The following is a 22,552-nucleotide window of genomic DNA, read 5'->3' as shown; positions in this document are numbered from 1 at the left end:
GGCATTCTCAACGGTAGACGGTCAGCGCCAGGGCGCCGAACAGGCAAACGAACAGGCTCAGGCGCAGCAACGCCGGGTGCCAGAAAAAACGGTACAGATCGAACCCGGCCAGGAAGCGGTCCAGCGCCCAGGCCAACCCCGCCGCGATCAAAAACATCAGGGTCATGGTCGGCATGTAAATGCCGTGGAACGCGATTTCACGAGGCATGCCCAGCTCCTTTCAACATAAGCGCGCCTTGGGGCTTGTAGGCCGCCAGCGGCGATTGCGGGTCCAGCAGCGAAGTGCGGATAAAGTGCAGGTAGCTTTTCACCCGGCGCAGGGCCGAGGTATCGAAGTGCGGCGCGAAGGGTTCGTCGGTCGCCTGCACGCGGCTGATCGCGTGGTCGACGGCAATCAGCCCGCGCTCCAGGTTGCTGGCGCTGGGTTGCAGGAACAGGCGCACCAGTGAGCGGCCCATCACGCGGATCGCCTGGCGCCAGGGCTGGGATTCGGCGTAGGCCGGGTGGACCGGCAGGATCGCCTGCTCCTTGCGCAGCTCGATGATCGCGTGGCCGACTTCCAGCACCACGAACATCCAGCGCAGCAGGTTGCGTTGCACTTGCGGCTGGCCGACGGCAAGGCCGTAGGCCTGGTGCAGCAGGTCGCGGGTGCGGCTTTCGAAACTCGACGCCAGACCCTTGAGCTTGCCGCTGATCGCGTACACCACTTGCTCGCGCAGGTCCTGTTCCAGGCGGCGCCACAGCCAGCGACTGTTGGGCGGCAGGATGATCGCGCCCGCCGCCGCGCACACCAGCATGCCGATGATCATCGCGATGTAGTCGTTGATGAAGTTGTAGGGGTTGTAGACCGTGAGGTTGTCCGGCACCGAACCGGTGCTGAAAAAGATCAGCAGGCCCACGCCGACCCCGGCGTATTGCGGGCGTGAGGCGAGGAAGGCACCGAGGATGATCACCGGCGCAAGCATCACGCACAGCAGCGGGAAGCCGTCGATCCAGGGAAACACGAAGAACATTTCGACGAAGCCCACCAAGGCCCCGATCAAGGTGCCGCAGGCCATCTGGAACGCCATGCGTTTGGGGTTCGGCGTCGCGGCAGACAGGCCGACGGTGGCGGCGGCGATCATGGTCATGGTCGCGCCGCTGGGCCAGGCGGTCGCCACCCAGTAACTGCCGAGCACGATCAGGATGAACGACGCCCGCACCCCCGAGGCCACGCAGGCCAGCCAGTTGGTTTTGGGGATGAAGGTTTCGTCCCACTGTTCCCGCGCATGGCTGTGATCGGCCAGGGAGGCGTGGGTCTGCGCGTAGTTGTGCAGGTCATCGACGAAGCGGTAGAGCAATTCGTAGGCGGTATGAAAGTCCAACTGCTCGGCTTCGCTCGGGTTGCCCTGCTGGAAGGTCGCTCGCAGGCTGCGGACCTTGGCGGGCAAGCCGTCCTTGTAGACGCTCAACTGGGTGACCAACCGCGCCGCGTCGGGGCTGGTGAGGGCGCGGCCGGAGAACCCGTCGAGCACTTCGGCCAAGTCCTGCAAGCCCGGTTTGATTTCAGCGACGACGTGGTCTGCGGCATCGGCACGCAGGCGTTCGAGCAACTGGTGCAAGGCGTTGAAGCGCGTGGTGATGCTCATGAACTCGCTGTTGAGGCGACTGAGCCGGCCGTTGCGCCGACGCATGTGCGGGTCTTCGAACACGGTGAGGCTGCGCAGGCCTTCCAGGCCCACGGCTTCGGCGATAAAGCGCACGTTGGTGCTTTCGAAGTTCTCGCGCTGGCTGCGCCCACGCAGGCCATCGGTGACGAACATGGCGAACACGCCAAACCGCTGGTACAGCGCGTTGCGCATCGCCGCACTGGAGGTCTGCGGCAGGATCGCCGCGCTGACCAGCGTGGAGACGAGAATCCCCAGGGAAATTTCCAGCACCCGCCACACGGCCGCCATGAACGCCCCGTCCGGGTGGGCCAGGGACGGCAGGCCGACCATCGCAGCGGTGTAACCGGCGAGCACGAAGCCATACGCGCGAAAGTTGCGGTTGCGCGTGGCGCCGGCGGTGCAGAGACCTACCCAGATCGCCAGCGAGGCGAGGAACAGCTCGGTGTTCTGCGCAAACAAGGCGATTAGAAACACCATCGCCGCCGACCCCGCCAAGGTGCCGAGGAAGCGATAAAAGCTCTTGGCGAACACTTGGCCGCTCTGCGGTTGCATCACGATAAACACGGTGATCATCGCGGTGCGCGGTTGCGGCAGTTCCAGGCGCATGGCCAGCCACAGCGTGGCGAACGCGGCGATCAGCACCTTGAAGATGTACACCCAGGTCACGCCGTCACTGCGTGCCCAGTCGAAAAAGCCACGGCGCCACTCAAGGGAATGCAGCCAGCGCAGCGGTGCAGGCAAGGGAGTCATCAAATCCTACTCAGTGATCGAACACGGCGAGCGCCGCCGGGGTCTTGCTCGGGACAGTCTTGGTATCTTGCGGAACATCGTTGCCGGCGCCAAGCCCGCCGCCCAGGGCGGTCACCAGGTCGGCGTGGGCCGTCAGACGCGCGGCCTGCACCTGCTGCTCGACTTGCTGCTGGCGGAACAGCAGGGTCTGGGCGTTCAGCACATTGAGGTAGTCCGTGAGGCCGCGCTGGTAGGCGATCATCGCGATGTCGTAGGTTTTCTGCGCCGAGGCCACCGACTCTGCGGCGAAGCCCCGTTGCTTGTCCATGGATTCGCGACGGATCAACTGGTCGCTGATGCCCTTGAGTGCGTTGACCAGGGTCTGGTTGTAATGCGCCACGGCGACGTCATAGCCGGCGCTGGCTTCACCCAGTTCCGAACGCAGGCGGCCACCGTCGAAGACCGGCAGGGTAATGGCCGGGCCGACGCTGTAGTTGAATTTCTTGCCCGCCAGAAACCCCAGCATGCCGCCGCCGGTGGCCACGTAGCCGAGGCTGCCGACCAGATCGACGTTGGGGTAGAAGCCGGCGTGCACGACATCGATGCCACGCGCCTGCGCTGCCACCTGCCAACGGCTGGCGACCACGTCCGGGCGCTGGCCGAGCAATTGCGCGGGCAAGCTGGACGGCAATTTAAGCGGCGCGCCGAGGGATAAGGTCGGACGTTGCAACTGCGCGCCCTCGCCCGGGCCTTTGCCCGCCAATGCCGCCAACTGGTTACGGCTCAGGGCGATCTCTTCGTCCAGGGCATCGAGCTGGCGATGGGTCTCGGGCAACGGGGTTTCGGCCTGGCTTACATCGAAATGCGTACCGATGCCCGCGTTCAGGCGTGTATTCGCCAAATCGAGAATCTGCTGTTGCTGGGCCAGCGTGGCCGCGACGATATCGCGGTTGGCGTAATGCAGCGACAGCTGGATGTAGGTGCGCACCACGTTGTTCTGCAGTTCGAGCTGGGCCTGGCGTGCTTCGGCCGCGCTCATGTGCGCCAGGTCGACGGCACGCTCGCTGGCGTTGCTTTCGCGGCCCCATAGGTCGAGGGCGTAGCTGAAACCCAGGGAGGTGTTGTTGTCCCAGGTGTTGGAACCGCTCAATGCACCCGGACCGTAGAACTGATCGTTCGGCCAGTTGTGGCGTTTGAGGGTGGTGTCGCTGTTGATCTGCAACGACTCGGCCGACTCGACAATCCCGGCCATAGCCCGCGCTTCACGCACACGTGCGGCGGCCATGGCCATGCTCGGGCTGTCGTGGGTCGCGAGTTCGACCCAACGGTTGAGTTGGGGGTCGCCGTAGGCCTGCCACCATTGCGCGGTGGGCCAGTGGGCGTCCCGGGCGGCGCTCTGAATCGCCTCGTCGGTAGCCAGGGTATTGGCGTTGAGGGCCTGGTCTTGGGGGGCAATTCCTCCGGTTCCGATGCAGCCGCTGATTGCTAACGATAAGGCCCAAACACTGAGAGTCTTCAGCTCTCTGCTGATGCGACGCGGCACTGCTGCGAATTCCTGAGGTGGGTGATGCGGGGTAGGTGACACAATTCTAGGACGCAAGGGGAATGGCGATAAGCTGGTATTCCTGTGAATCTTTATTACCGTTCAGGCGATAATCCCTTCGTAGGGATCACTGGTCTACGTAACTTTCTGTCACAATTTGTCATCTCCCTTGAGAACACCCCATGGACACTTTGCAAAACATGCGCGCTTTCAGTTGTGTGGCCGAGGCCGGCAGCTTCACCGCCGCCGCCGCACAACTGGACACTACCACCGCCAACATTTCGCGCGCGGTCTCCAACCTTGAGGCCCATCTGCAAACCCGCTTGCTCAACCGCACCACCCGTCGCATTGCGCTCACGGAAGCTGGTAAACGCTATTTATTGCGCTGCGAGCAAATCCTGGCCTATGTCGAAGAAGCCGAGGCCGAAGCCAGTGACGCCCACGCGCGCCCCTCCGGTCAGTTGAAAGTGCATACCATGACCGGTATCGGCCAGCATTTCGTCATCGACGCCATTGCGCGCTACCGCCGCACTCACCCGGACGTGACCTTCGACCTGACCCTGGCCAACCGCGTGCCGGACTTGCTCGATGAGGGCTACGACGTGTCCATCGTGCTGGCCAGTGAACTGCCGGACTCGGGATTCGTGTCCCAGCGCCTGGGCATCACCTACAGCATCGCCTGCGCGTCGCCGGACTACGTCAAGACCAAAGGCTGCGCGCAACGGCCCCACGATTTGCTCAACCACGCCTGCCTGCGCCTGGTCAGCCCGGTGGTCCTGCTGGACAAATGGAGCTTCAACGGCCCCGACGGCCAGGAAAGTGTCGCGATCAACACATCACCGTTCCTGGTGAACTCGGCCGATGCGATGAAAACCGCCATCACCAGCGGCATGGGCGTCGGCCTGTTGCCGGTGTACGCCGCCATCGAAGGCCTGCGCAACGGCACGCTGGTGCGGGTGATGCCCAACTACCGCTCCCAGGAACTGAACCTGTACGCCATTTACCCGTCGCGTCAGTACCTGGATGCGAAGATCAAGACCTGGGTGGAATACCTGCGCGGTTCGCTGCCGGAAATTCTCGCGGCGCATCAGGCTGAGTTGGTCGCGTATGAGTTGAGCGGCAGCCTGGGCGGCGTGCGGTTGGCGAACTGATGTCTGCCAGACGATAGCAAGCCCCCTCCCACATTTGGATCTCCATGGATCAGATAGAACTCATTTGGCTCTTGCTCTTAGGAGCGGCCTTATAACCAACCTGAGCCTGGAAGCTGGACTCGGTCAAAAATGTGGGAGGGGGTTTGCCCCCTCCCACATGGGTTCAACGGTGTCCTGACAATTGCCGGCAGGAATGTTAGCTTGCTTGGCATTCTTCCGTAGTCGATGAGCCCGCCTGCAATGAAAAAGACTGTCCTCGCCTTCAGCCGCGTCACCCCGGAAATGATCGAACGCCTGCAACAGGATTTCGAGGTGATCGCGCCCAACCCCAAGCTGGGCGATATCAACGCACAGTTCAACGAAGCCCTGCCCCACGCCCACGGCCTGATCGGCGTGGGTCGCAAGCTGGGCCGTGCGCAGCTCGAAGGCGCGAGCCAACTGGAAGTGGTGTCCAGCGTGTCGGTGGGCTACGACAACTATGACGTGGCGTACCTCAACGAACGCGGGATCATGCTCACCAACACCCCCGACGTCCTCACCGAAAGCACCGCCGACCTGGCCTTCGCCCTGCTGATGAGCAGCGCACGCCGGGTCGCCGAGCTGGACGCATGGACCAAGGCCGGCCAGTGGAAAGCCAGCGTCGGCGCGTCGTTGTTCGGCTGCGACGTACATGGCAAGACACTGGGCATCGTCGGCATGGGCAATATCGGCGCCGCCGTCGCCCGTCGCGGGCGCCTGGGCTTCAACATGCCGATTCTGTACAGCGGTAACAGCCGCAAGATTGCACTGGAACAGGAACTGGGCGCGCAGATGCGCAGCCTGGATCAGTTACTGGCTGAAGCGGATTTCGTCTGCCTGGTGGTGCCGTTGAGCGAAAAGACCCGGCACCTGATCAGCCATCGCGAGCTGGGGCTGATGAAATCCAGCGCGATCCTGATCAATATTTCCCGCGGCCCGGTAGTCGACGAACCGGCGCTGATCGAAGCCCTGCAAACCCAGCGTATTCGCGGGGCGGGGCTGGACGTGTATGAAAAGGAACCGCTGGCCGAGTCGCCGCTGTTCCAACTGAGCAATGCGCTGACCCTGCCGCACATCGGCTCGGCGACCCATGAAACCCGCGCAGCCATGGCCAACCGTGCCCTGGACAACCTGCGCAGCGCCCTGCTCGGCCAGCGCCCGCAGGACTTGGTCAACCCGCAGGTGTGGAAGGGCTGAGATAAGCCGACTTCATCGGCGCATGCCCCTAAAGCCTGGGCCGATGAAGTCGATAACCTTCCATAGATGGCCCCCCCTGATCCACAGAAGGTTTTTATGTCCACTTCTAAAGCCCGCGCAGACTCACTCTCGCTTCTGCTCTTTACCTTGCGCAGCGGCAAGTTGATGGCCATTAACCTGCTGAAAGTCAGCGAAATTATCCCCTGCCCGCCGCTGACCAAGCTGCCGGAGTCCCATCCCCACGTCAAAGGCATCGCCATGCTGCGCGGCACCTCGCTGTCGGTGATCGACCTGAGTCGCGCCCTCGGCGAAATGCCGTTGGTGGACCCGGACGGCGGTTGCCTGATCGTCACCGATGTCAGCCGCTCCAAACAGGGCCTGCATGTGCAGGCGGTGAGCAAGATCGTGCATTGCCTGACCACCGATATCCGCCCGCCGCCCTTCGGCTCCGGCGGTAACCGCTCGTTCATCACCGGGGTCACCCAGGTAGACGGCGGCCTGGTGCAGGTGCTGGATATCGAAAAAGTCATCCACGCCATCGCCCCGGTGCCGATTGAAATGGCGCCGACCGACTTGACCATGGAAGAGGCCGAAGTGCTGGGCAATGCGCGCATCCTGGTAGTGGATGACAGCCAGGTCGCCTTGCAACAGTCGGTACACACCCTGCGCAACCTGGGCCTGACCTGCCACACCGCGCGCAGCGCCAAGGAAGCCATCGACGTGCTGCTGGAGTTGCAGGGCACGGCCGGGCAAATCAACGTGGTGGTGTCGGACATCGAAATGTCCGAAATGGACGGTTACGCCCTCACCCGCACCCTGCGCGAAACCCCCGATTTCCAGGACCTCTACGTGCTGCTGCACACCTCCCTGGACAGTGCGATGAACAGCGAAAAAGCGCGCGTGGCCGGGGCCGACGCCGTGCTGACCAAATTCTCCTCACCCGAGTTGACCAAATGCCTGGTGGTGGCCGCCCAGACCGTGGCGCAAAAGGGCCTGTAACCGGTGACCGAGTATTTCCAACTGCTACGCCGCGACCTCACCCGTGACCTGCCCGCGCCGCAGTGGCCGGCCGGGACACAGCTGGATCACTACCGCGACGAATGCGCCCCGGCGATTCATGCGGTGTTGTGCATGACCCAGGCACAAGGCGGCGGCCGCGTCGCCAACCTGCAAACCTGGCGGCAGCAGTTCGTGACCGATGCCGAGTTCGACCCCACGTTGTGCCTGGTGGCGAGCAATGCCGAAGGTATTCTCGGCGTGGCCCAGTGCTGGACCAGCGCCTTCATCAAGAACCTCGCCGTCCATCCCTGCGCCCAGGGCCAGGGGCTGGGCCGCGCCTTGTTGCTGCACGCCTTCCAGGTGTTCAAGCAGCGCGGCGAACCCTATGTGGACCTCAAGGTCCTGGAAAGCAACCAACGTGCTCGGCAGCTCTACGAAAGTGCTGGCATGGTGTTTGTGCTGCGCGATGCGGTTACCGAGGACTGACGGGCACGGTGCCCCAGCGCACGTATACCGCCGAGAGTTGCCCAGGCAACACGGCGATCACCCCGCGCAGCGAAACGAGCAATTACTTTGCGATCATGGCGCGACGGGGATTGCATCCAGGCGGTAGGGCTGAATGATCCGCTGGTATTCGCCGCTTTGCATCAGTTGTTCAAGGGCGCAGTTGAGGGCATTGCGCAGGGCCGTATCGGGCTTGCGCACCGCGATTGCCACGCCGCTGCCCAATAGCTCGGCCGAAATGGCGGGGCCGAGGAAGTCAAAGTCCTGGCCATCGACGGTATCGAGCAGCGCCTCACGGATTTCCACGGTGCCTTGCAGGGTCGCATCGATATCCCCCGCCACCAGGCTGCGAGCCAGTTCGTCATTGAGCCAGAAGCTCTTGACGATAACGCCCTTGGGCGCCCACTGCGCAAGGGCGAAAGCTTCGCGATTACTGCCCAGCAACACCCCGACACGCTTGCCCTTGAGCGAGCGCACGGTCGGCAGCAGGCCGGATGTTCTGCGGGCGACCAGGCGCGTGGTGAACGGATAGAGTTCATCGGTAAAACTCACCGAGCGCCGACGTAGCGATGTAGGCGCCATGCCCATGATTGCGTCGAATTGCCGGGCATCAAGGGCCGGGAAATTTTCCACCAGCACCTGATCGACCCAGGTGCAGCGCACATTCAACTGCACGCACAGGGCGTTACCCAGGTCGATGTTCAGGCCGACCAGTTGGCCTTGCGGGTCGCGGCTCTGGAAGGGGGAGAATTGCGCAGCGACGGCAAAACGGATTTCGCGCCGTGGCGGCTCACCGGCGGCAACGCTATCGGCCGCCAGCAATAACGCGAGCACGGCACAAATGTGTATCAGAGCCACAGGAAACGTCCTTTTCCGGAAAGTCCAGCCTCAACCATCCCGCCCCGGCGGAAAAAGCCGGAGCGCAGCGGAGGCCGTGCAAGCTTTCAAGAAACGGTTGTGGCTCTACAATCAGAAATATCAGCGGACGTTGTAGGGCATAGCCGACACAGCGTGCGACGTATTACTCTCAGCGTTTACCCATCGAACGACGAGTGCCCGGCGGCGCCATGCCTGGGGACTTGGTGTGCCCGTTCTTCGCGCCATTCTTGTACCAAGGCTGGGCGGCATTCTTGGCCCCGGCCAGTTCACCCAGTTTGAACGGAAACTTAAACGCCGGGATCTCGGTTTTTTCAACGCCTTCGGCGCTGGCCGGATCGACGAGGTCGGCCGCTTCAACAGGGGGTTGTGTCGGGGAAGTCATGGAAGCTCCGGAGCATGCAAAAAATGATGCGGGGCCAGCTTGTGGCCCACACTGGCGCGCAGTATACCTGCGCCCTTCAGATCTTTAACCACTGCCTGTACGAATGGTCGGCGTTTACTGACAGCGCTGTCAGTTAGCAGTCACCTTGCTGACCGGGTTGACGGGCTATAAAGACACCTCACTCTTCCGTTCCTTTGCCCTGGCGCCTCACCCCCATGCAAATTAAACGAAAAACTGCCCTGATCGTGGGTGTCCTGCTGGTGCTGGCGATTGCAGCCTGGGCGCTGACGCGACCGGCCAAAACCAGGCTGGCGGCGCCGACGGCAATCCCAGTACGGGTGGTGAGCGTGGCGCAACAGGACATCCCGCGTTTCGTCAGCGGCATTGGCACGGTGCTGTCGTTGCACAACGTGGTGATCCGCCCGCAGGTCGACGGCATCCTCACCCAATTGCTGGTCAAGGAAGGCCAGCGGGTCAAGGCCGGGGATCTGTTGGCGACCATCGATGACCGCTCGATCCGCGCCAGCCTCGACCAGGCCAAGGCGCAGTTGGGAGAAAACCAGGCGCAACTGCAAGTAGCGCTGATCAACCTCAAGCGCTACAAGGCATTGAGTGTCGACGACGGCGTGTCCAAGCAGACCTATGACCAGCAGCAAGCCCTGGTCAACCAGCTCAAGGCCACCGTCCAGGGCAATCAGGCCGCGATTGATGCGGAAAAGGTGCAGCTTTCCTACACTCAGATTCGCTCACCGGTCAGCGGCCGCGTGGGGATTCGCACGGTGGATGAAGGCAACTTCCTGCGCACGAGCGATACCCAGGGCCTGTTCTCGGTCACGCAGATCGACCCGATTGCTGTCGAGTTTTCCTTGCCGCAACAGATGTTGCCCACCTTGCAAGGCCTGATCGCGGCCCCCGTCCCAGCCAGCGTCGACGCCTACCTGGGCGCCGACACCGACGGCCAGACCGGCGACCTGCTCGGCGAAGGCCACTTGAGCCTGATCGACAACCAGATCAGTTCCACCACCGGCACCCTGCGCGCCAAGGCCGAGTTCAACAACGCCACGCAGCGCCTGTGGCCGGGGCAACTGGTGAGCATCAAGATCCAGACCGGCCTCGACAAGAACGCCCTGGTGGTGCCGCCGACCGTGGTGCAACGCGGGCTGGACGCGCACTTTGTGTACCGGGTCAACGGCGACAAGGTGGAGGTGGTGCCGGTGCAGGTCACCTACCAGAACAGCGATGTGACGCTCATCAAGGGCGTACAGGCCGGTGATGTGCTGGTCAGCGACGGCCAGTCGCGGCTCAAGGCCGGCGCTCAGGTCGAGGTGCTCAAAGAGCCACCGCAAGTGATCCAGACCGTCGACGCCAAGGTGCAACCATGAACGCCAGCCGCTCGCCGTCGGCCTGGTGCGTCGACCACCCGGTCGCGACGCTGCTGCTGACCTTCGCCCTGGTGTTGCTCGGGCTGATTGCCTTCCCGCAACTGGCCATCGCCCCACTGCCGGAAGCGGAATTTCCGACGATCCAGGTCAGCGCGCAACTGCCCGGCGCCAGCCCGGACACCATGGCTTCGTCGGTGGCCACGCCCCTGGAGGTGCAATTCAGCGCCATCCCCGGCATGACCCAGATGACCTCCAGCAGCGCCTTGGGCTCCAGCCTCTTGACCCTGCAATTCACCCTGAACAAGAGCATCGACACCGCCGCCCAGGAAGTCCAGGCGGCGATCAACACCGCCTCCGGCAAGCTGCCCAGCGATATGCCGAACCTGCCGACCTGGAAAAAGGTCAACCCGGCGGACAGCCCGGTGCTGATCCTCAGCGTCAGTTCCGCCAGCATGCCCAGCACCGAGCTGAGCGATTACGTGGAAACCCTGCTGGCACGGCAAATCAGCCAGATCGACGGCGTCGGCCAGATCAACATCACCGGCCAGCAACGCCCGGCGATTCGCGTGCAGGCTTCGCCCGACAAACTCGCGGCCATCGGCCTGACCCTGGCCGACATCCGCCTGGCGATCCAGCAGTCGAGCCTGAACCTGGCCAAAGGCGCGATCTACGGGGAGAACAGCGTGTCGACCCTGTCGACCAACGACCAGTTGTTTCAGCCTGAGGACTACGCCCAACTGATCGTGTCCTACAAGAATGGCGCGCCAGTTCAACTGCGCGACATCGCCAAAGTCATCAACGGTTCGGAAAACGCCTACGTACAGGCGTGGTCCGGCGATACGCCGGGGGTCAACCTGGTGATCTCGCGCCAGCCCGGCGCGAACATCGTCGAAACCGTCGACCGCATTCAAGCGCAACTGCCGCGCCTGCAGGCCATGCTGCCGGCGTCGGTGCAGGTCAGTGTGTTGAGCGACCGCACCAAGACCATCCGCGCCTCCCTGCATGAAGTGGAAGTGACCCTGCTGATCGCCGTGTTGCTGGTGGTGGCGGTGATGGCGTTGTTCCTGCGGCAGTTGTCGGCGACGTTGATTGTGTCGAGTGTGCTCGGGGTGTCGCTGATCGCCAGTTTCGCCTTGATGTACCTGATGGGCTTCAGCCTGAACAACCTGACCCTGGTGGCGATCGTCATCTCCGTGGGTTTTGTGGTGGACGATGCGATCGTGGTGGTGGAGAACATTCACCGCCATCTCGAAGCCGGACTGGGCAAGCGCGAAGCGGCGATCAAAGGCGCCGGCGAGATTGGCTTTACCGTGGTGTCCATCAGCTTTTCGCTGGTGGCGGCGTTCATTCCGCTGCTGTTCATGGGCGGCGTGGTCGGGCGCTTGTTCAAGGAGTTCGCGCTGACGGCGACCTCGACCATCCTGATTTCGGTGGTGGTCTCGCTGACCCTGGCGCCGACCCTGGCGGCGCTGTTCATGCGCGCCCCGAGCCATCCTGCCAACGCCAAACCTGGTTTCAGCGAACGTCTGCTGGCCGGTTACGCACGCAACCTGCGCCGCGCCCTGGCCCATCAACGCAGCATGCTGGCGATCTTCGTGGTCACGCTGGCGCTGGCGGTGCTCGGCTACGTGTTCATCCCCAAGGGTTTCTTCCCGGTGCAGGACACCGGCTTCGTGCTCGGCACCAGCGAAGCGGCGGCCGATGTGTCGTACCCGGACATGGTCGCCAAGCACAAAGCCCTGGCCGAGATCGTCAAGGATGACCCGGCGGTGGCGGATTTTTCCCATTCGGTGGGCGTCACCGGCAGCAACCAGACCATCGCCAACGGCCGCTTCTGGATCGCCCTGAAAGACCGCGGTGATCGCGATGTGTCCGCCAGCCAGTTCATCGACCGCATCCGCCCGAAACTGGCGAAGGTGCCGGGCATCGTGCTGTACCTGCGCGCCGGCCAGGACATCAACCTCAGTTCCGGCCCCAGCCGCGCCCAGTACCAGTACGTGCTCAAGAGCAACGACGGCCCGACACTGAATACCTGGACCCAGCGCCTCACCGAAAAACTGCGCGCCAACCCGGCGTTTCGCGACCTGTCCAACGACCTGCAACTGGGCGGCAGCATTACCCACATCAGCATCGACCGTCAGGCCGCCGCGCGCTTCGGCCTGACCGCCACCGATGTCGACCAGGCGTTGTATGACGCGTTCGGCCAGCGCCAGATCAACGAGTTCCAGACCGAGATCAACCAGTACCAAGTGGTGCTGGAACTCGACAGCCAGCAACGCGGTAAAGCCGAAAGCCTGAATTATTTCTACCTGCGCTCGCCGCTGACCAACGAGATGGTGCCGTTGTCGGCCCTGGCCAAGGTCGACCCGCCCAGCGTAGGCCCGTTGTCCATCAGCCATGACGGCATGTTCCCGGCCGCCAACCTGTCGTTCAACCTGGCGCCCGGCGTGGCGTTGGGGGATGCGGTGATCATGCTCGACCAGGCCAAGAACGAAATCGGCATGCCGGCCAGCATCCTCGGCAACTTCCAGGGCGCGGCCCAGGCGTTCCAGAGTTCACTGGCCAGCCAGCCGTGGCTGATCCTCGCGGCGCTGGTGGCGGTGTACATCATTCTCGGCGTGCTGTACGAAAGTTTCGTCCACCCGCTGACGATCATTTCCACCCTGCCCTCGGCTGGCTTGGGCGCGTTGATCATGTTGTGGCTGCTGGGCCAGGACTTTTCGATCATGGCCCTGATCGGCCTGGTGTTGCTGATCGGCATCGTGAAGAAGAACGGCATCCTGATGATCGACTTCGCCCTCGAAGCCCAGCGGGTCCGAGGCCTGCCGCCGCAGGAAGCGATCTACGAAGCCTGCGTCACGCGGTTCCGGCCGATCATCATGACCACCCTCGCCGCCCTGCTCGGCGCCGTGCCGCTGATGCTCGGCGCAGGCCCCGGCGCGGAACTGCGCCAACCGTTGGGGATCGCGGTGGTCGGCGGCTTGCTGGTGAGCCAGGCGCTGACGTTGTTCACCACGCCGGTCATATACTTGTACCTTGAGAAGTTTTTCCACAGGCCCACACCAACGCCCGCGTTGGCGACCACACATTAAGTTAAGGCGGGGTCATGCGCGTCCTGATCGTTGAAGATGAAGAAAAAACCGCAGACTACCTGCATCGCGGCCTGACGGAGCAAGGCTACACCGTCGACGTGGCGCGTGAAGGCGTCGAGGGTTTGCACCTGGCGCTGGAAAACGATTACGCGGTGATCGTGCTCGACGTGATGCTGCCCGGTCTCGACGGCTTCGGCGTGCTGCGCGCCTTGCGTGCGCGCAAGCAAACGCCGGTGATCATGCTCACCGCCCGCGAACGCGTGGAAGACCGCATTCGCGGCCTGCGTGAAGGCGCCGACGACTACCTGGGCAAGCCGTTTTCCTTCCTCGAACTGGTGGCGCGCCTGCAAGCCCTGACCCGCCGCAGTGGCGGGCACGAACCGGTGCAGGTGACCGTCGCCGACCTGTGGATCGACCTGATCAGCCGCAAGGCCAGCCGCAACGGCGTACGCCTGGACCTGACCGCCAAGGAGTTTTCGCTGCTCAGCGTATTGGCGCGGCGCCAGGGTGAGATCCTGTCCAAGACCGCCATCGCGGAAATGGTCTGGGACATCAATTTCGACAGCGACGCCAACGTGGTCGAAGTCGCGATCAAACGCCTGCGCGCCAAGCTCGATGGGCCGTTCGAACAGAAGCTGCTGCACACCATCCGTGGCATGGGTTATGTGCTGGAGAGCCGCAGTGTCAGCTAATTCCATCGCGCTGCGCTTGAGCGGCATGTTCACCCTGGTGGCGCTGCTGATCTTCCTGTTGATCGGCGGCGTGCTCTATCAGCAGGTGGACCGTGGTCTGGGCCTGTTACCGGAGGCCGAACTGGATGCGCGCTATAGCGTGTTGGAGTCGTCGGTGACGCGTTTCGGCACGCCGGAGCATTGGACCAAGATCAAGGCCAAACTCAAGTTGTTGGCTGAGGAAGACAAGCGCATCCGTTTCTGGGTGGTGAGCAGCGACCCGAACTACGAATACGGCAGCCCGGACGCGCAGATCCGCGCCTTCGCCGCCGGCCCGACCGGCAAACGCGACTTGCGCCTGGCCGGCCATAACGACCCGTTCAAAGTGCTGGTGAGCCAGTTCCCCGCCCAGGACCAGCGCCCGCCATTGCGCTTCATGATCGCCATCGACACCGAAAACTTTCGCGCCACCCAGCACCACTTGCTGGTGGCGCTGATCAGCCTGGCGTTTATCGGCGTGGTCCTGGCGGCGCTGCTGGGGTTCTGGGTCTCGCGCATCGGCCTCAAGCCGCTGGGCAAACTCTCGGACGAAGCGCAGAAACTCGCGCCGCCGAAACTCTCCGGGCGCCTGCAACTGTCGCCACTGCCGCCGGAGTTGCGTCAGTTCGTCAACTCGTTCAACGCCACCCTGGACCGGGTCGAACAGGCCTACTCGCGCCTGGAGTCATTCAACGCCGACGTCGCCCACGAACTGCGCTCGCCCCTGACCAACCTGATCGGCCAGACCCAGGTCGCCCTGACGCGCGGGCGCTCGGCCGAGCATTATTTCGAGGTGCTGCAGTCCAACCTGGAAGAATTGGAGCGCCTGCGTTCGATCATCAACGACATGCTGTTCCTCGCCAGCGCCGACCAAGGCAGCAAGGCCACCAAGCTGATCGAAAGCTCCCTGGCCGACGAAGTGGCGACCACCCTCGACTACCTGGACTTCATCCTCGAAGACGCCCAGGTCCGGGTGCAAGTCCACGGCGACGCCCAGGTACAGATCGAAAGAGCGCACCTGCGCCGCGCGCTGATCAACCTGCTGAGCAACGCCGTGCAGCACACCGCGCCAGGGCAGATCATCGCGGTGAACATCGACGTGCAGGAGCATCAGGTGGCGATCGCCGTAACCAACCCCGGCGCCGCGATTGCCAGCGAGCACCTGCCTCGGCTGTTCGAGCGCTTCTATCGGGTGGATGCATCACGCAGCAACAGCGGCGCCAACCACGGGCTGGGGCTGGCCATCGTCAAGGCGATTGCGCTGATGCATGGCGGCGATGTGTTCGTGCGCAGTGACGCGGGCGGCAACACCTTCGGTATTACCCTGCCCGTCTAACGCTTGAGAACACTTCAGACAAATGTGGGAGGGGGCTTGCCCCCGATAGCGGCAGTGAAGTCAGTACTTCAGTGACTGATACACCGCTATCGGGAGCAAGCTCCCTCCCACATTGGCTTGCGCCAAATCTATGACTGTTGCGATTTTGGCAACAGTCATTATCTTGTTACACTCTGTATCGCAGCGCTCGCCTGCGTTAATTTGACGCATCGATGAGCGCGACGGCCAAGACAGCTGACCCGCTTACCCGAATTTCCCTCGACTTTTTTCCAGGGCTCTGCACTGGGAAACTGTCTTAAAGCCGCTGACTTCAGCGGCTTTTTTTTTGCGGTAAAAAAGGCCAGGCACACCCCAACGACATTGGCCGTTTTCGTTAGACCAAAGGAGCTCCACCGGTGAAGAACTCGCTGACGTTCACCCCGTTATTCCTCGCGATTGCAGCAACGATCGCCCCCCTCGCCCACGCGGCAGACGCAACCCCCACCGACGGTTTCGTCGAAGGCGCAAGCCTCAAGCTCAACGCCCGCAACTACTACATGAACCACGACCGTCGCGACATCCACACCGATGACAGCAAAGAATGGGGCCAGGGCTTTCTCGGCATCTTCGAATCCGGCTATACCCAGGGCACCGTCGGCTTCGGCCTGGATGCCCACGCCATGCTCGGCCTTAAGCTCGACGGCGGTGGCGGCACCGACGGTTCCAGCATCCTGCCGTATGGCAACAGTGAAGGCAGCGGCAAGGCGCCGGGGTCGTTTTCTACCGCTGGCGGCACGCTGAAGATGCGCGCGTTCGACACGGAACTGAAAGCCGGTGACCTGTTCCTCAACAACCCGGTGATCGCCGGCGGCATGACCCGTATGCTGCCCCAGACCTTTCGCGGCGTGAGCCTGACCAACCACAGCGTTGACGGCTGGATGATCGAAGGCGGCCAAGCCAGTTTCACCAAACTCTATAACCAGAGCGGCCACGGGCGTATCGGCACCAGCTACGGCGTACTGCCGGAGCACGCCGACAGCCAGCACCTGGACTGGGCCGGTGTGTCGTTCAGCGGCATCCCGGGCCTGACCAGCAACCTGTACGCCTCCGAACTCAAGGATGTGTGGCACCAGTACTACTACGACCTGGACTACACCTACGCGCTGAACGATCTGGTCAGCCTCAACCCCGGCCTGCACTACTACCACACCCAGGACAGCGGCCAGTCGCTGCTGGGTAACATCGACAACAACACCTACAGCCTGCATTTCACCGTAGGCGTGGGCAACCACAGCGTCACGGCCGCGTACCAGCGGGTCAACGGCAACACACCGTTCGACTACATCACCCAGGGCGACAGCGTGTACCTGGACAACTCCCAGCAATACTCGGACTTCAACGGCCCCAACGAGCGTTCGTGGAAGCTCAAGTACGCCTATGACTTTGTCGGCCTCGGCCTGCCCGGCCTGACCACTGCCGTGTCCTATAGCAGCGGCAAGACCGACCTGAGCAAAGTCGACCCCAACAGCCGGGGCTACAGCGCCTGGTACAGCGCCGACGGCCAGGACGCCAAGCACTGGGAACGCGACATCGATATGAAATACGTGGTGCAGGGCGGCAAGGCCAAGGACCTGTCCCTGCGCCTGCAATGGGCGACCAACCGGGGCAGCAATGGCTACTCGGCGGTGGATCGGGATGTGGATGAATACCGGGTGATCGTCGACTATCCGATCAATGTGTTCTAAGGCGTAGATCTTTCTTTTTAACCCATCAATCAATTTTCATCGGGTAGAACTAAACTGCCAGCATCTTTATCGTCGAAGTCTGCCCGATGAGTCAACGCCCCGTCCGTACACCACCTGAACGCCCAGAGCTGTTGCTGATGCTGGGCAGTGGCCTCACCGTCGCGCTGATCGTGATCATGGTCTCGGTGCTGTTGATCCGCGAACACGCCAGTACGCTGGAGGCGGCCAAACGCTCAACCACCAACATCGCGCAGCTGATCAACGCCGATGTGCTGCGTAACGTCGAACTCTATGACCTCGCACTGCAAGGGCTGATCGCGGCCACACAGCGCAAGGATTTGTCCCAGGTATCAGCGGACATCCGACACCTGGTGCAATTTGAGCGGTCAGCGGCGGCGCCGTTCAAAGGCGAAGTGCTGTTGCTGGACGCCAATGGCGCCGTCGTCGCCGACTCTTCGACGCTCAAGCCAACCCCGCGTAATTTCGCTGACCGCGACTACTTCCTCGCGCATAAGAACGCTGGCCAGACCGACCTGTTCATCAGCCGGCCGTTCAGGGTTGAGTGCAATTGCGAGCAGGTCTGGCGCATCGCATTCAGCCGCCGCGTCACCGGCGCCAACGGCGAGTTTGCCGGGGTCGCCGTGGCCACCATGCGCCTGGCGTACTTCGATCAGTTGTTCAAAGGCCTGACCATCGGCCATAGCAGCTCGGTCAACCTGTTGAACAACCGCGGCATTCTCCTGGCCCAGCAACCGCTGCTGGAGCGCGACATGATTGACAAGGACCTGAGTGATCGCCCCAACTTCAAGCGCATGCTGCGCGATGGGAGCGGCAGCTTTCGGGCCATCTCGGCCATCACCGACAAGGAGCGCCTGTACACCTTCACCAACGTCGGCGAGCTGCCCCTGATTGTGGTAGTGGCGCTGTCCAGCGACGATGTGTTCGCGCCGTGGAATCGCGCGGCGATGCTGGCAGGCGGCGCCACGGGCATCCTGTGCCTGGGCCTTCTATGGCTGGCCTGGATGCTGCGCCGGGAACTGCGGCGCCGTTATCGCGCAGAGAAGGTGCTGTCAGAACTGGCAGCCACCGACGCGCTCACCGGCCTGGCCAACCGGCGCATTCTGGACCAGCGCCTGCGTCTGGAATGGGACCGTGCGCAGCGCTCCGCCGAACCGCTGACGCTATTGATGATCGACGTCGACCACTTCAAGGCATTCAACGACCGCCACGGTCATCACGGCGGCGATGAGGCGTTGCGCAACGTCGCCCAGGTGATCGGCAGCAACATCCGTCGCCCAGCCGACCTGGCCGCACGTTATGGCGGTGAAGAGTTCGCCGTGGTGTTGCCGGCTACCGATATCAGGGGCGCGTGGCTGATTGCCGAGCATATCCGCAGTGGCGTCGAGCACTTGCCACGGGTGGAGGGAGATGAACGGCCGATCACCGTGAGCATCGGCCTGAGTACCTGGGACAAGCGCAGTCGCATGTCCCTGGAGGATTTGCTGCTCAGTGCGGACCAGGCACTGTATGAGGCCAAGCACACCGGGCGCAATCGTATCGTGGATGCGCCGGAGCGATAACTGAGGCGAACAGGCCATTGTGGCGAGCGAACCACAGGCAATAAAAAAGGCCACCCGAAGGCAGCCCTTAAAACTAAAGAAAGAGAGTTGTTACTTACACCGCCGCAACGGGACGCATGTAAGAGATCGGTGCGGTGCTGGCATCTTCGAAGGTCACGACTTCCCAAGCGTCTGTCTGCTCAATCAACTTGCGCAGCAGCTGGTTGTTAAGGGCGTGGCCCGACTTGAAGCCTTTGAACTCGCCTATCAGGCTATTGCCCAGCAGGTAGAGGTCACCGATTGCATCGAGGATCTTGTGCTTCACGAATTCGTCTTCATAACGAAGGCCGTCCTCGTTCAGTACACCATCCGCGTCGACCACAATGGCATTTTCAACGCTGCCGCCGAGTGCGAGGTTATGCTTGCGCAGGTACTCGATGTCACTCATGAAACCAAAGGTACGGGCGCGGCTGACTTCTTTTACGAACGAAGTGCTGGAAAAATCCACGCTTGCACTTTGGGTGCGGTCACGAAATACCGGGTGATCGAAATCGATCTCAAAGCTCACTTTAAAGCCTTCGAACGGGACGAAGGTGGCGCGCTTGTCGCCGTCTTCTACTGTCACTTCCCGCAGAATGCGAATGAACTTCTTGGCTGCGTCCTGTTCTTCCAGGCCGGCAGATTGAATCAAGAATACGAAGGGACCAGCGCTGCCATCCATGATGGGGACTTCGGACGCGGAGAGCTCGACGTAGGCGTTATCGATGCCCAGGCCAGCCATGGCCGAGAGCAAGTGCTCCACCGTGTCCACCTTGACGTCACCGTTGACCAATGTGGTCGACATCGTGGTTTCGCCAACGTTTTCCGCGCGAGCAGGAATCTGCACCACAGGGTCCAGGTCGGCACGAACAAACACGATGCCGGTGTCGACAGGTGCAGGTTTGAGGGTCAGGTATACCTTCTCCCCGGAGTGCAGACCTACACCTGTGGCACGAATAATATTCTTCAGGGTGCGTTGTTTAATCATGGCTTGGACCGCTTCAGCGCAAATTGCGAACTGGTATCAACAAAGGCTGGCGATGATAGCAGACCAGACCTTTGCTGAACACCAATCACCTTCATAGCCCTGATACATTCCATTAATCGGCCTGACGACGCAGGAATGCCGGGATGTCCAGGTAGTCCAGGTCATCTTGCGGATTCGGGCTGCGGGACGCCGCAGCACCGGCCTGAGCCTGATTGCGCATCACGGTCGGACGGTCCAGATCACGGTAGTTCACCGACGGCAGTTCCTGGCGCGAAGGCGCTGGAGCGGCAGCCGCTTGGCTGGCGTGACTGCTGTGACTGGTGTGAACGGTATTGTCGATGACCTTTACAGGCTTCTCGATTTTTGCGCCCAGGCCGGTCGCAACCACGGTTACATGCAGTTCGTCGCGCATGTCCGGATCGATAACGGTACCGACTTTGACCATCGCGTGCTCGGAAGCAAAGGCTTCGATGATGCTACCCACGTCGGAGTACTCACCCAGGGACAGGTCAGGACCGGCGGTGATGTTCACCAGGATGCCGCGTGCGCCTTGCAGGTTCACGTCTTCCAGCAACGGGTTGCGGATGGCCGCTTCGGTGGCTTCACGCGCACGGTTCGGACCGCTGGCGCAGCCAGTGCCCATCATCGCCATGCCCATTTCGCTCATCACGGTACGCACGTCGGCGAAGTCGACGTTGATCATGCCCGGACGCTTGATGATGTCGGAGATACCGCGAACGGCACCGGCCAGTACATCGTCAGCCTTGGCAAACGCGGACAGCAGGCTCGCGTCCTTGCCCAGGATGGTCAGCAGCTTCTCGTTGGGAATGGTGATCAACGAGTCGACGCTTTCAGACAGCAGACGGATACCTTCGTCGGCGATCTGCATACGCTTGCGACCTTCGAACGGGAACGGACGGGTCACGACAGCGACCGTCAGAATCCCCATTTCCTTGGCCACTTCGGCAATGATCGGCGCTGCACCGGTACCGGTACCGCCGCCCATGCCGGTGGTGATGAACACCATGTTGGTGCCTTGCAGCACTTCAGCGATACGCTCGCGGTCTTCCAGAGCGGCTTGACGGCCGACTTCCGGGTTGGCGCCGGCGCCGAGGCCCTTGGTCACGGCTGTGCCCAATTGCAGGATGGTCCGCGCGCCGATGCTTTTCAGCGCCTGGGCATCGGTGTTGGCGCAGATGAATTCAACGCCTTCGATGTTGCTCTTGACCATATGGTTGACAGCGTTGCCGCCGCCACCGCCGACACCGATCACTTTGATGACCGGGCTTGCGGGGATGTTGTCTACGAGTTCGAACATTTTCCCTCTCCTTTCGTGTTCTCTAGTTTTTTCGCCTACTGCATGCTTCTACAACAGTGGTGCGGTGCTGCGGTAAATCGTTAGAAATTGCCTTTGACCCACGCCTGCAACCGTTCGAACAACGGCGCTTTCGCTTCGTCGTCGCCGCGGTAGCTGTCGCGGATGCTCGGACCCGACAGGGAAATGCCGTCGGTCTGCTTTTGCAGCCCATACAACAGCAAGCCCACACCGGTGGAATAAATCGGGTTGCGCACCACGTCGCCCAGGCCTTTGACGCCATGGGGCACGCCCAGGCGAACCGGCATGTGGAAGATCTCTTCGGCCAGTTCGACCGCGCCTTCCATCTTCGAGGTGCCACCGGTCAGCACGATGCCGGCCGGGATCAAATCTTCGTAGCCACTGCGACGCAGTTCCGCCTGGATCAGGGTGAACAGCTCGTCGTAACGTGGCTCGACCACTTCGGCCAAGGCCTGGCGCGACAACTCGCGCGGTGGACGGTCGCCCACGCTCGGCACCTTGATGGTTTCACCGGCACCGGCCAGTTTGGCCAGGGCGCAGGCATAGCGGATCTTGATCTCTTCGGCGTACTGAGTCGGTGTACGCAACGCCATGGCAATGTCGTTGGTGACCTGGTCGCCGGCAATCGGGATCACGGCGGTGTGACGGATCGCACCCTCAGTGAAGATCGCGATGTCGGTGGTGCCGCCGCCGATGTCGACCAGGCACACGCCCAGTTCTTTTTCGTCGTCGGTCAGTACCGAGTAGGCCGAAGCCAGTTGCTCGAGAATGATGTCGTCGATTTCCAGGCCGCAGCGGCGCACGCACTTTTCAATGTTCTGTGCGGCATTGACCGCGCAGGTCACCACGTGGACCTTGGCTTCCAGGCGCACGCCCGACATGCCCAGGGGCTCGCGCACGCCTTCCTGGTTGTCGATCACGTAGTCCTGCGGCAGGGTGTGCAGCACACGCTGGTCAGCCGGGATCGCCACGGCCTGGGCCGCGTCGAGCACGCGCTCAAGATCGGCCGCGCTGACTTCGCGGTCGCGGATCGCCACGATGCCGTGGGAGTTCAGGCTGCGGATGTGATTGCCCGCCACGCCGACGAACGCCGAGTGAATCCGGCAACCGGCCATCAGCTGCGCTTCTTCGATGGCGCGCTGGATCGATTGCACGGTGGACTCGATGTTCACCACCACGCCCTTCTTCAGGCCCCGGGACGGATGCGTGCCAATACCGACGATTTCGATCGTGCCGTCTTCCCCGACCTCGCCCACCAGCGCCACCACTTTGGAGGTGCCGATATCGAGACCGACGATCATTTTGCCGCTTTGCACGTTTGCCATGGGTCCTGCC

At 62.4% G+C, this 22,552-nt stretch carries 18 protein-coding genes; 10 read left to right on the top strand and 8 right to left on the bottom strand.

Annotated elements, in window-relative coordinates; translation table 11 throughout:
• Positions 1-7: 7 nt before the first annotated feature.
• Genes J2Y83_RS04410 through J2Y83_RS04400 form a run of 3 tightly spaced genes read right to left on the bottom strand, consistent with a single transcriptional unit; the run spans position 8 to position 3,921 of the window.
• On the bottom strand, positions 8-208 hold the full coding sequence (locus tag J2Y83_RS04410; protein WP_071486049.1) for a DUF1656 domain-containing protein: 201 nt from the start codon (positions 206-208) through the stop codon (positions 8-10).
• The gene (locus J2Y83_RS04405) at positions 198-2,399 is read right to left on the bottom strand and encodes an FUSC family protein (protein WP_253393469.1); all 2,202 of its coding nucleotides are present in this window, start codon (positions 2,397-2,399) and stop codon (positions 198-200) included. Before J2Y83_RS04405 ends, J2Y83_RS04410 begins: the two co-directional genes overlap by 11 nt.
• Before the next feature lie 10 nt (positions 2,400-2,409).
• Positions 2,410-3,921, bottom strand: coding sequence for an efflux transporter outer membrane subunit (locus tag J2Y83_RS04400; RefSeq protein ID WP_253393468.1), 1,512 nt, complete (start codon positions 3,919-3,921; stop codon positions 2,410-2,412).
• A gap of 182 nt (positions 3,922-4,103) precedes the next feature.
• Between J2Y83_RS04400 and J2Y83_RS04395 the strand changes: the two genes are divergently transcribed.
• The 4 genes from J2Y83_RS04395 to J2Y83_RS04380 all read left to right on the top strand — a co-directional run bounded on the left by J2Y83_RS04395 (position 4,104) and on the right by J2Y83_RS04380 (position 7,772).
• The gene (locus J2Y83_RS04395; protein ID WP_253393467.1) at positions 4,104-5,072 is read left to right on the top strand and encodes a LysR family transcriptional regulator; all 969 of its coding nucleotides are present in this window, start codon (positions 4,104-4,106) and stop codon (positions 5,070-5,072) included.
• A gap of 240 nt (positions 5,073-5,312) precedes the next feature.
• The gene (locus tag J2Y83_RS04390) at positions 5,313-6,287 is read left to right on the top strand and encodes a 2-hydroxyacid dehydrogenase (protein WP_253393466.1); all 975 of its coding nucleotides are present in this window, start codon (positions 5,313-5,315) and stop codon (positions 6,285-6,287) included.
• A gap of 96 nt (positions 6,288-6,383) precedes the next feature.
• A complete protein-coding gene (locus J2Y83_RS04385) occupies positions 6,384-7,286 on the top strand; it encodes a chemotaxis protein CheV (RefSeq protein ID WP_253393465.1) in 903 nt (300 codons plus the stop codon).
• 3 nt (positions 7,287-7,289) lie between these two features.
• Entirely contained in the window at positions 7,290-7,772 is a 483-nt protein-coding gene (locus J2Y83_RS04380) for a GNAT family N-acetyltransferase (protein ID WP_253393464.1), read from the top strand.
• A 93-nt stretch (positions 7,773-7,865) separates the two neighbouring features.
• Here the strand turns inward: J2Y83_RS04380 and J2Y83_RS04375 are convergent, their stop codons facing one another.
• Both J2Y83_RS04375 and J2Y83_RS04370 read right to left on the bottom strand, forming a co-directional pair.
• Positions 7,866-8,648: a transporter substrate-binding domain-containing protein gene (locus J2Y83_RS04375; protein WP_253393463.1), complete on the bottom strand. Its 783-nt coding sequence runs from the start codon at positions 8,646-8,648 to the stop codon at positions 7,866-7,868.
• Positions 8,649-8,817: 169 nt separating this feature from the next.
• The gene (locus J2Y83_RS04370) at positions 8,818-9,051 is read right to left on the bottom strand and encodes a hypothetical protein (RefSeq protein WP_253393462.1); all 234 of its coding nucleotides are present in this window, start codon (positions 9,049-9,051) and stop codon (positions 8,818-8,820) included.
• A gap of 215 nt (positions 9,052-9,266) precedes the next feature.
• Between J2Y83_RS04370 and J2Y83_RS04365 the strand changes: the two genes are divergently transcribed.
• The 6 genes from J2Y83_RS04365 to J2Y83_RS04340 all read left to right on the top strand — a co-directional run bounded on the left by J2Y83_RS04365 (position 9,267) and on the right by J2Y83_RS04340 (position 18,875).
• Positions 9,267-10,433, top strand: a complete 1,167-nt coding sequence (locus J2Y83_RS04365) for an efflux RND transporter periplasmic adaptor subunit (RefSeq protein WP_253393461.1) — start codon at positions 9,267-9,269, stop codon at positions 10,431-10,433.
• Positions 10,430-13,525, top strand: a complete 3,096-nt coding sequence (locus J2Y83_RS04360; RefSeq protein ID WP_253393460.1) for a multidrug efflux RND transporter permease subunit — start codon at positions 10,430-10,432, stop codon at positions 13,523-13,525. Before J2Y83_RS04365 ends, J2Y83_RS04360 begins: the two co-directional genes overlap by 4 nt.
• A gap of 14 nt (positions 13,526-13,539) precedes the next feature.
• A complete protein-coding gene (locus J2Y83_RS04355; protein ID WP_253393459.1) occupies positions 13,540-14,217 on the top strand; it encodes a heavy metal response regulator transcription factor in 678 nt (225 codons plus the stop codon).
• Positions 14,207-15,571, top strand: a complete 1,365-nt coding sequence (locus J2Y83_RS04350; RefSeq protein ID WP_253393458.1) for a heavy metal sensor histidine kinase — start codon at positions 14,207-14,209, stop codon at positions 15,569-15,571. The genes J2Y83_RS04355 and J2Y83_RS04350 overlap by 11 nt, the downstream gene beginning before the upstream one ends.
• A gap of 395 nt (positions 15,572-15,966) precedes the next feature.
• Positions 15,967-17,295 carry an OprD family porin gene (locus tag J2Y83_RS04345; RefSeq protein ID WP_253393457.1) on the top strand — a complete coding sequence of 443 codons (1,329 nt, stop codon included), beginning with the start codon at positions 15,967-15,969 and terminating at the stop codon, positions 17,293-17,295.
• Between the two features lie 86 nt (positions 17,296-17,381).
• Positions 17,382-18,875 carry a sensor domain-containing diguanylate cyclase gene (locus J2Y83_RS04340; protein WP_253393456.1) on the top strand — a complete coding sequence of 498 codons (1,494 nt, stop codon included), beginning with the start codon at positions 17,382-17,384 and terminating at the stop codon, positions 18,873-18,875.
• Positions 18,876-18,969: 94 nt separating this feature from the next.
• On the opposite strand, the gene lpxC is transcribed toward J2Y83_RS04340, so the two are convergent.
• The 3 genes from lpxC to ftsA form a co-directional block, all read right to left on the bottom strand.
• A complete protein-coding gene (gene lpxC, locus J2Y83_RS04335) occupies positions 18,970-19,881 on the bottom strand; it encodes a UDP-3-O-acyl-N-acetylglucosamine deacetylase (protein ID WP_003171886.1) in 912 nt (303 codons plus the stop codon).
• Between the two features lie 112 nt (positions 19,882-19,993).
• On the bottom strand, positions 19,994-21,199 hold the full coding sequence (gene ftsZ, locus J2Y83_RS04330) for a cell division protein FtsZ (protein WP_247401408.1): 1,206 nt from the start codon (positions 21,197-21,199) through the stop codon (positions 19,994-19,996).
• Positions 21,200-21,279: 80 nt separating this feature from the next.
• Positions 21,280-22,542: a cell division protein FtsA gene (ftsA, locus tag J2Y83_RS04325; RefSeq protein ID WP_017845923.1), complete on the bottom strand. Its 1,263-nt coding sequence runs from the start codon at positions 22,540-22,542 to the stop codon at positions 21,280-21,282.
• Positions 22,543-22,552: the final 10 nt, after the last annotated feature.

It is taken from the genome of Pseudomonas marginalis, assembly GCF_024169655.1.
Classification (GTDB): domain Bacteria; phylum Pseudomonadota; class Gammaproteobacteria; order Pseudomonadales; family Pseudomonadaceae; genus Aquipseudomonas; species Aquipseudomonas paraveronii.
The sequence above is the reverse complement of the archived record's forward strand: the minus strand, read 5'-3'. Positions and strand labels throughout refer to the sequence as shown.

Coding starts and splice junctions, on each gene's coding strand:
- J2Y83_RS04410 (WP_071486049.1), bottom strand. CDS start 208: ATGCCTCGTGAAATCGCGTTCCACGGCATTTACATGCCGACCATGACC.
- J2Y83_RS04405 (WP_253393469.1), bottom strand. CDS start 2,399: ATGACTCCCTTGCCTGCACCGCTGCGCTGGCTGCATTCCCTTGAGTGG.
- J2Y83_RS04395 (WP_253393467.1), top strand. CDS start 4,104: ATGGACACTTTGCAAAACATGCGCGCTTTCAGTTGTGTGGCCGAGGCC.
- J2Y83_RS04390 (WP_253393466.1), top strand. CDS start 5,313: ATGAAAAAGACTGTCCTCGCCTTCAGCCGCGTCACCCCGGAAATGATC.
- J2Y83_RS04385 (WP_253393465.1), top strand. CDS start 6,384: ATGTCCACTTCTAAAGCCCGCGCAGACTCACTCTCGCTTCTGCTCTTT.
- J2Y83_RS04370 (WP_253393462.1), bottom strand. CDS start 9,051: ATGACTTCCCCGACACAACCCCCTGTTGAAGCGGCCGACCTCGTCGAT.
- J2Y83_RS04365 (WP_253393461.1), top strand. CDS start 9,267: ATGCAAATTAAACGAAAAACTGCCCTGATCGTGGGTGTCCTGCTGGTG.
- J2Y83_RS04360 (WP_253393460.1), top strand. CDS start 10,430: ATGAACGCCAGCCGCTCGCCGTCGGCCTGGTGCGTCGACCACCCGGTC.
- J2Y83_RS04355 (WP_253393459.1), top strand. CDS start 13,540: ATGCGCGTCCTGATCGTTGAAGATGAAGAAAAAACCGCAGACTACCTG.
- J2Y83_RS04340 (WP_253393456.1), top strand. CDS start 17,382: ATGAGTCAACGCCCCGTCCGTACACCACCTGAACGCCCAGAGCTGTTG.
- lpxC (WP_003171886.1), bottom strand. CDS start 19,881: ATGATTAAACAACGCACCCTGAAGAATATTATTCGTGCCACAGGTGTA.
- ftsZ (WP_247401408.1), bottom strand. CDS start 21,199: ATGTTCGAACTCGTAGACAACATCCCCGCAAGCCCGGTCATCAAAGTG.
- ftsA (WP_017845923.1), bottom strand. CDS start 22,542: ATGGCAAACGTGCAAAGCGGCAAAATGATCGTCGGTCTCGATATCGGC.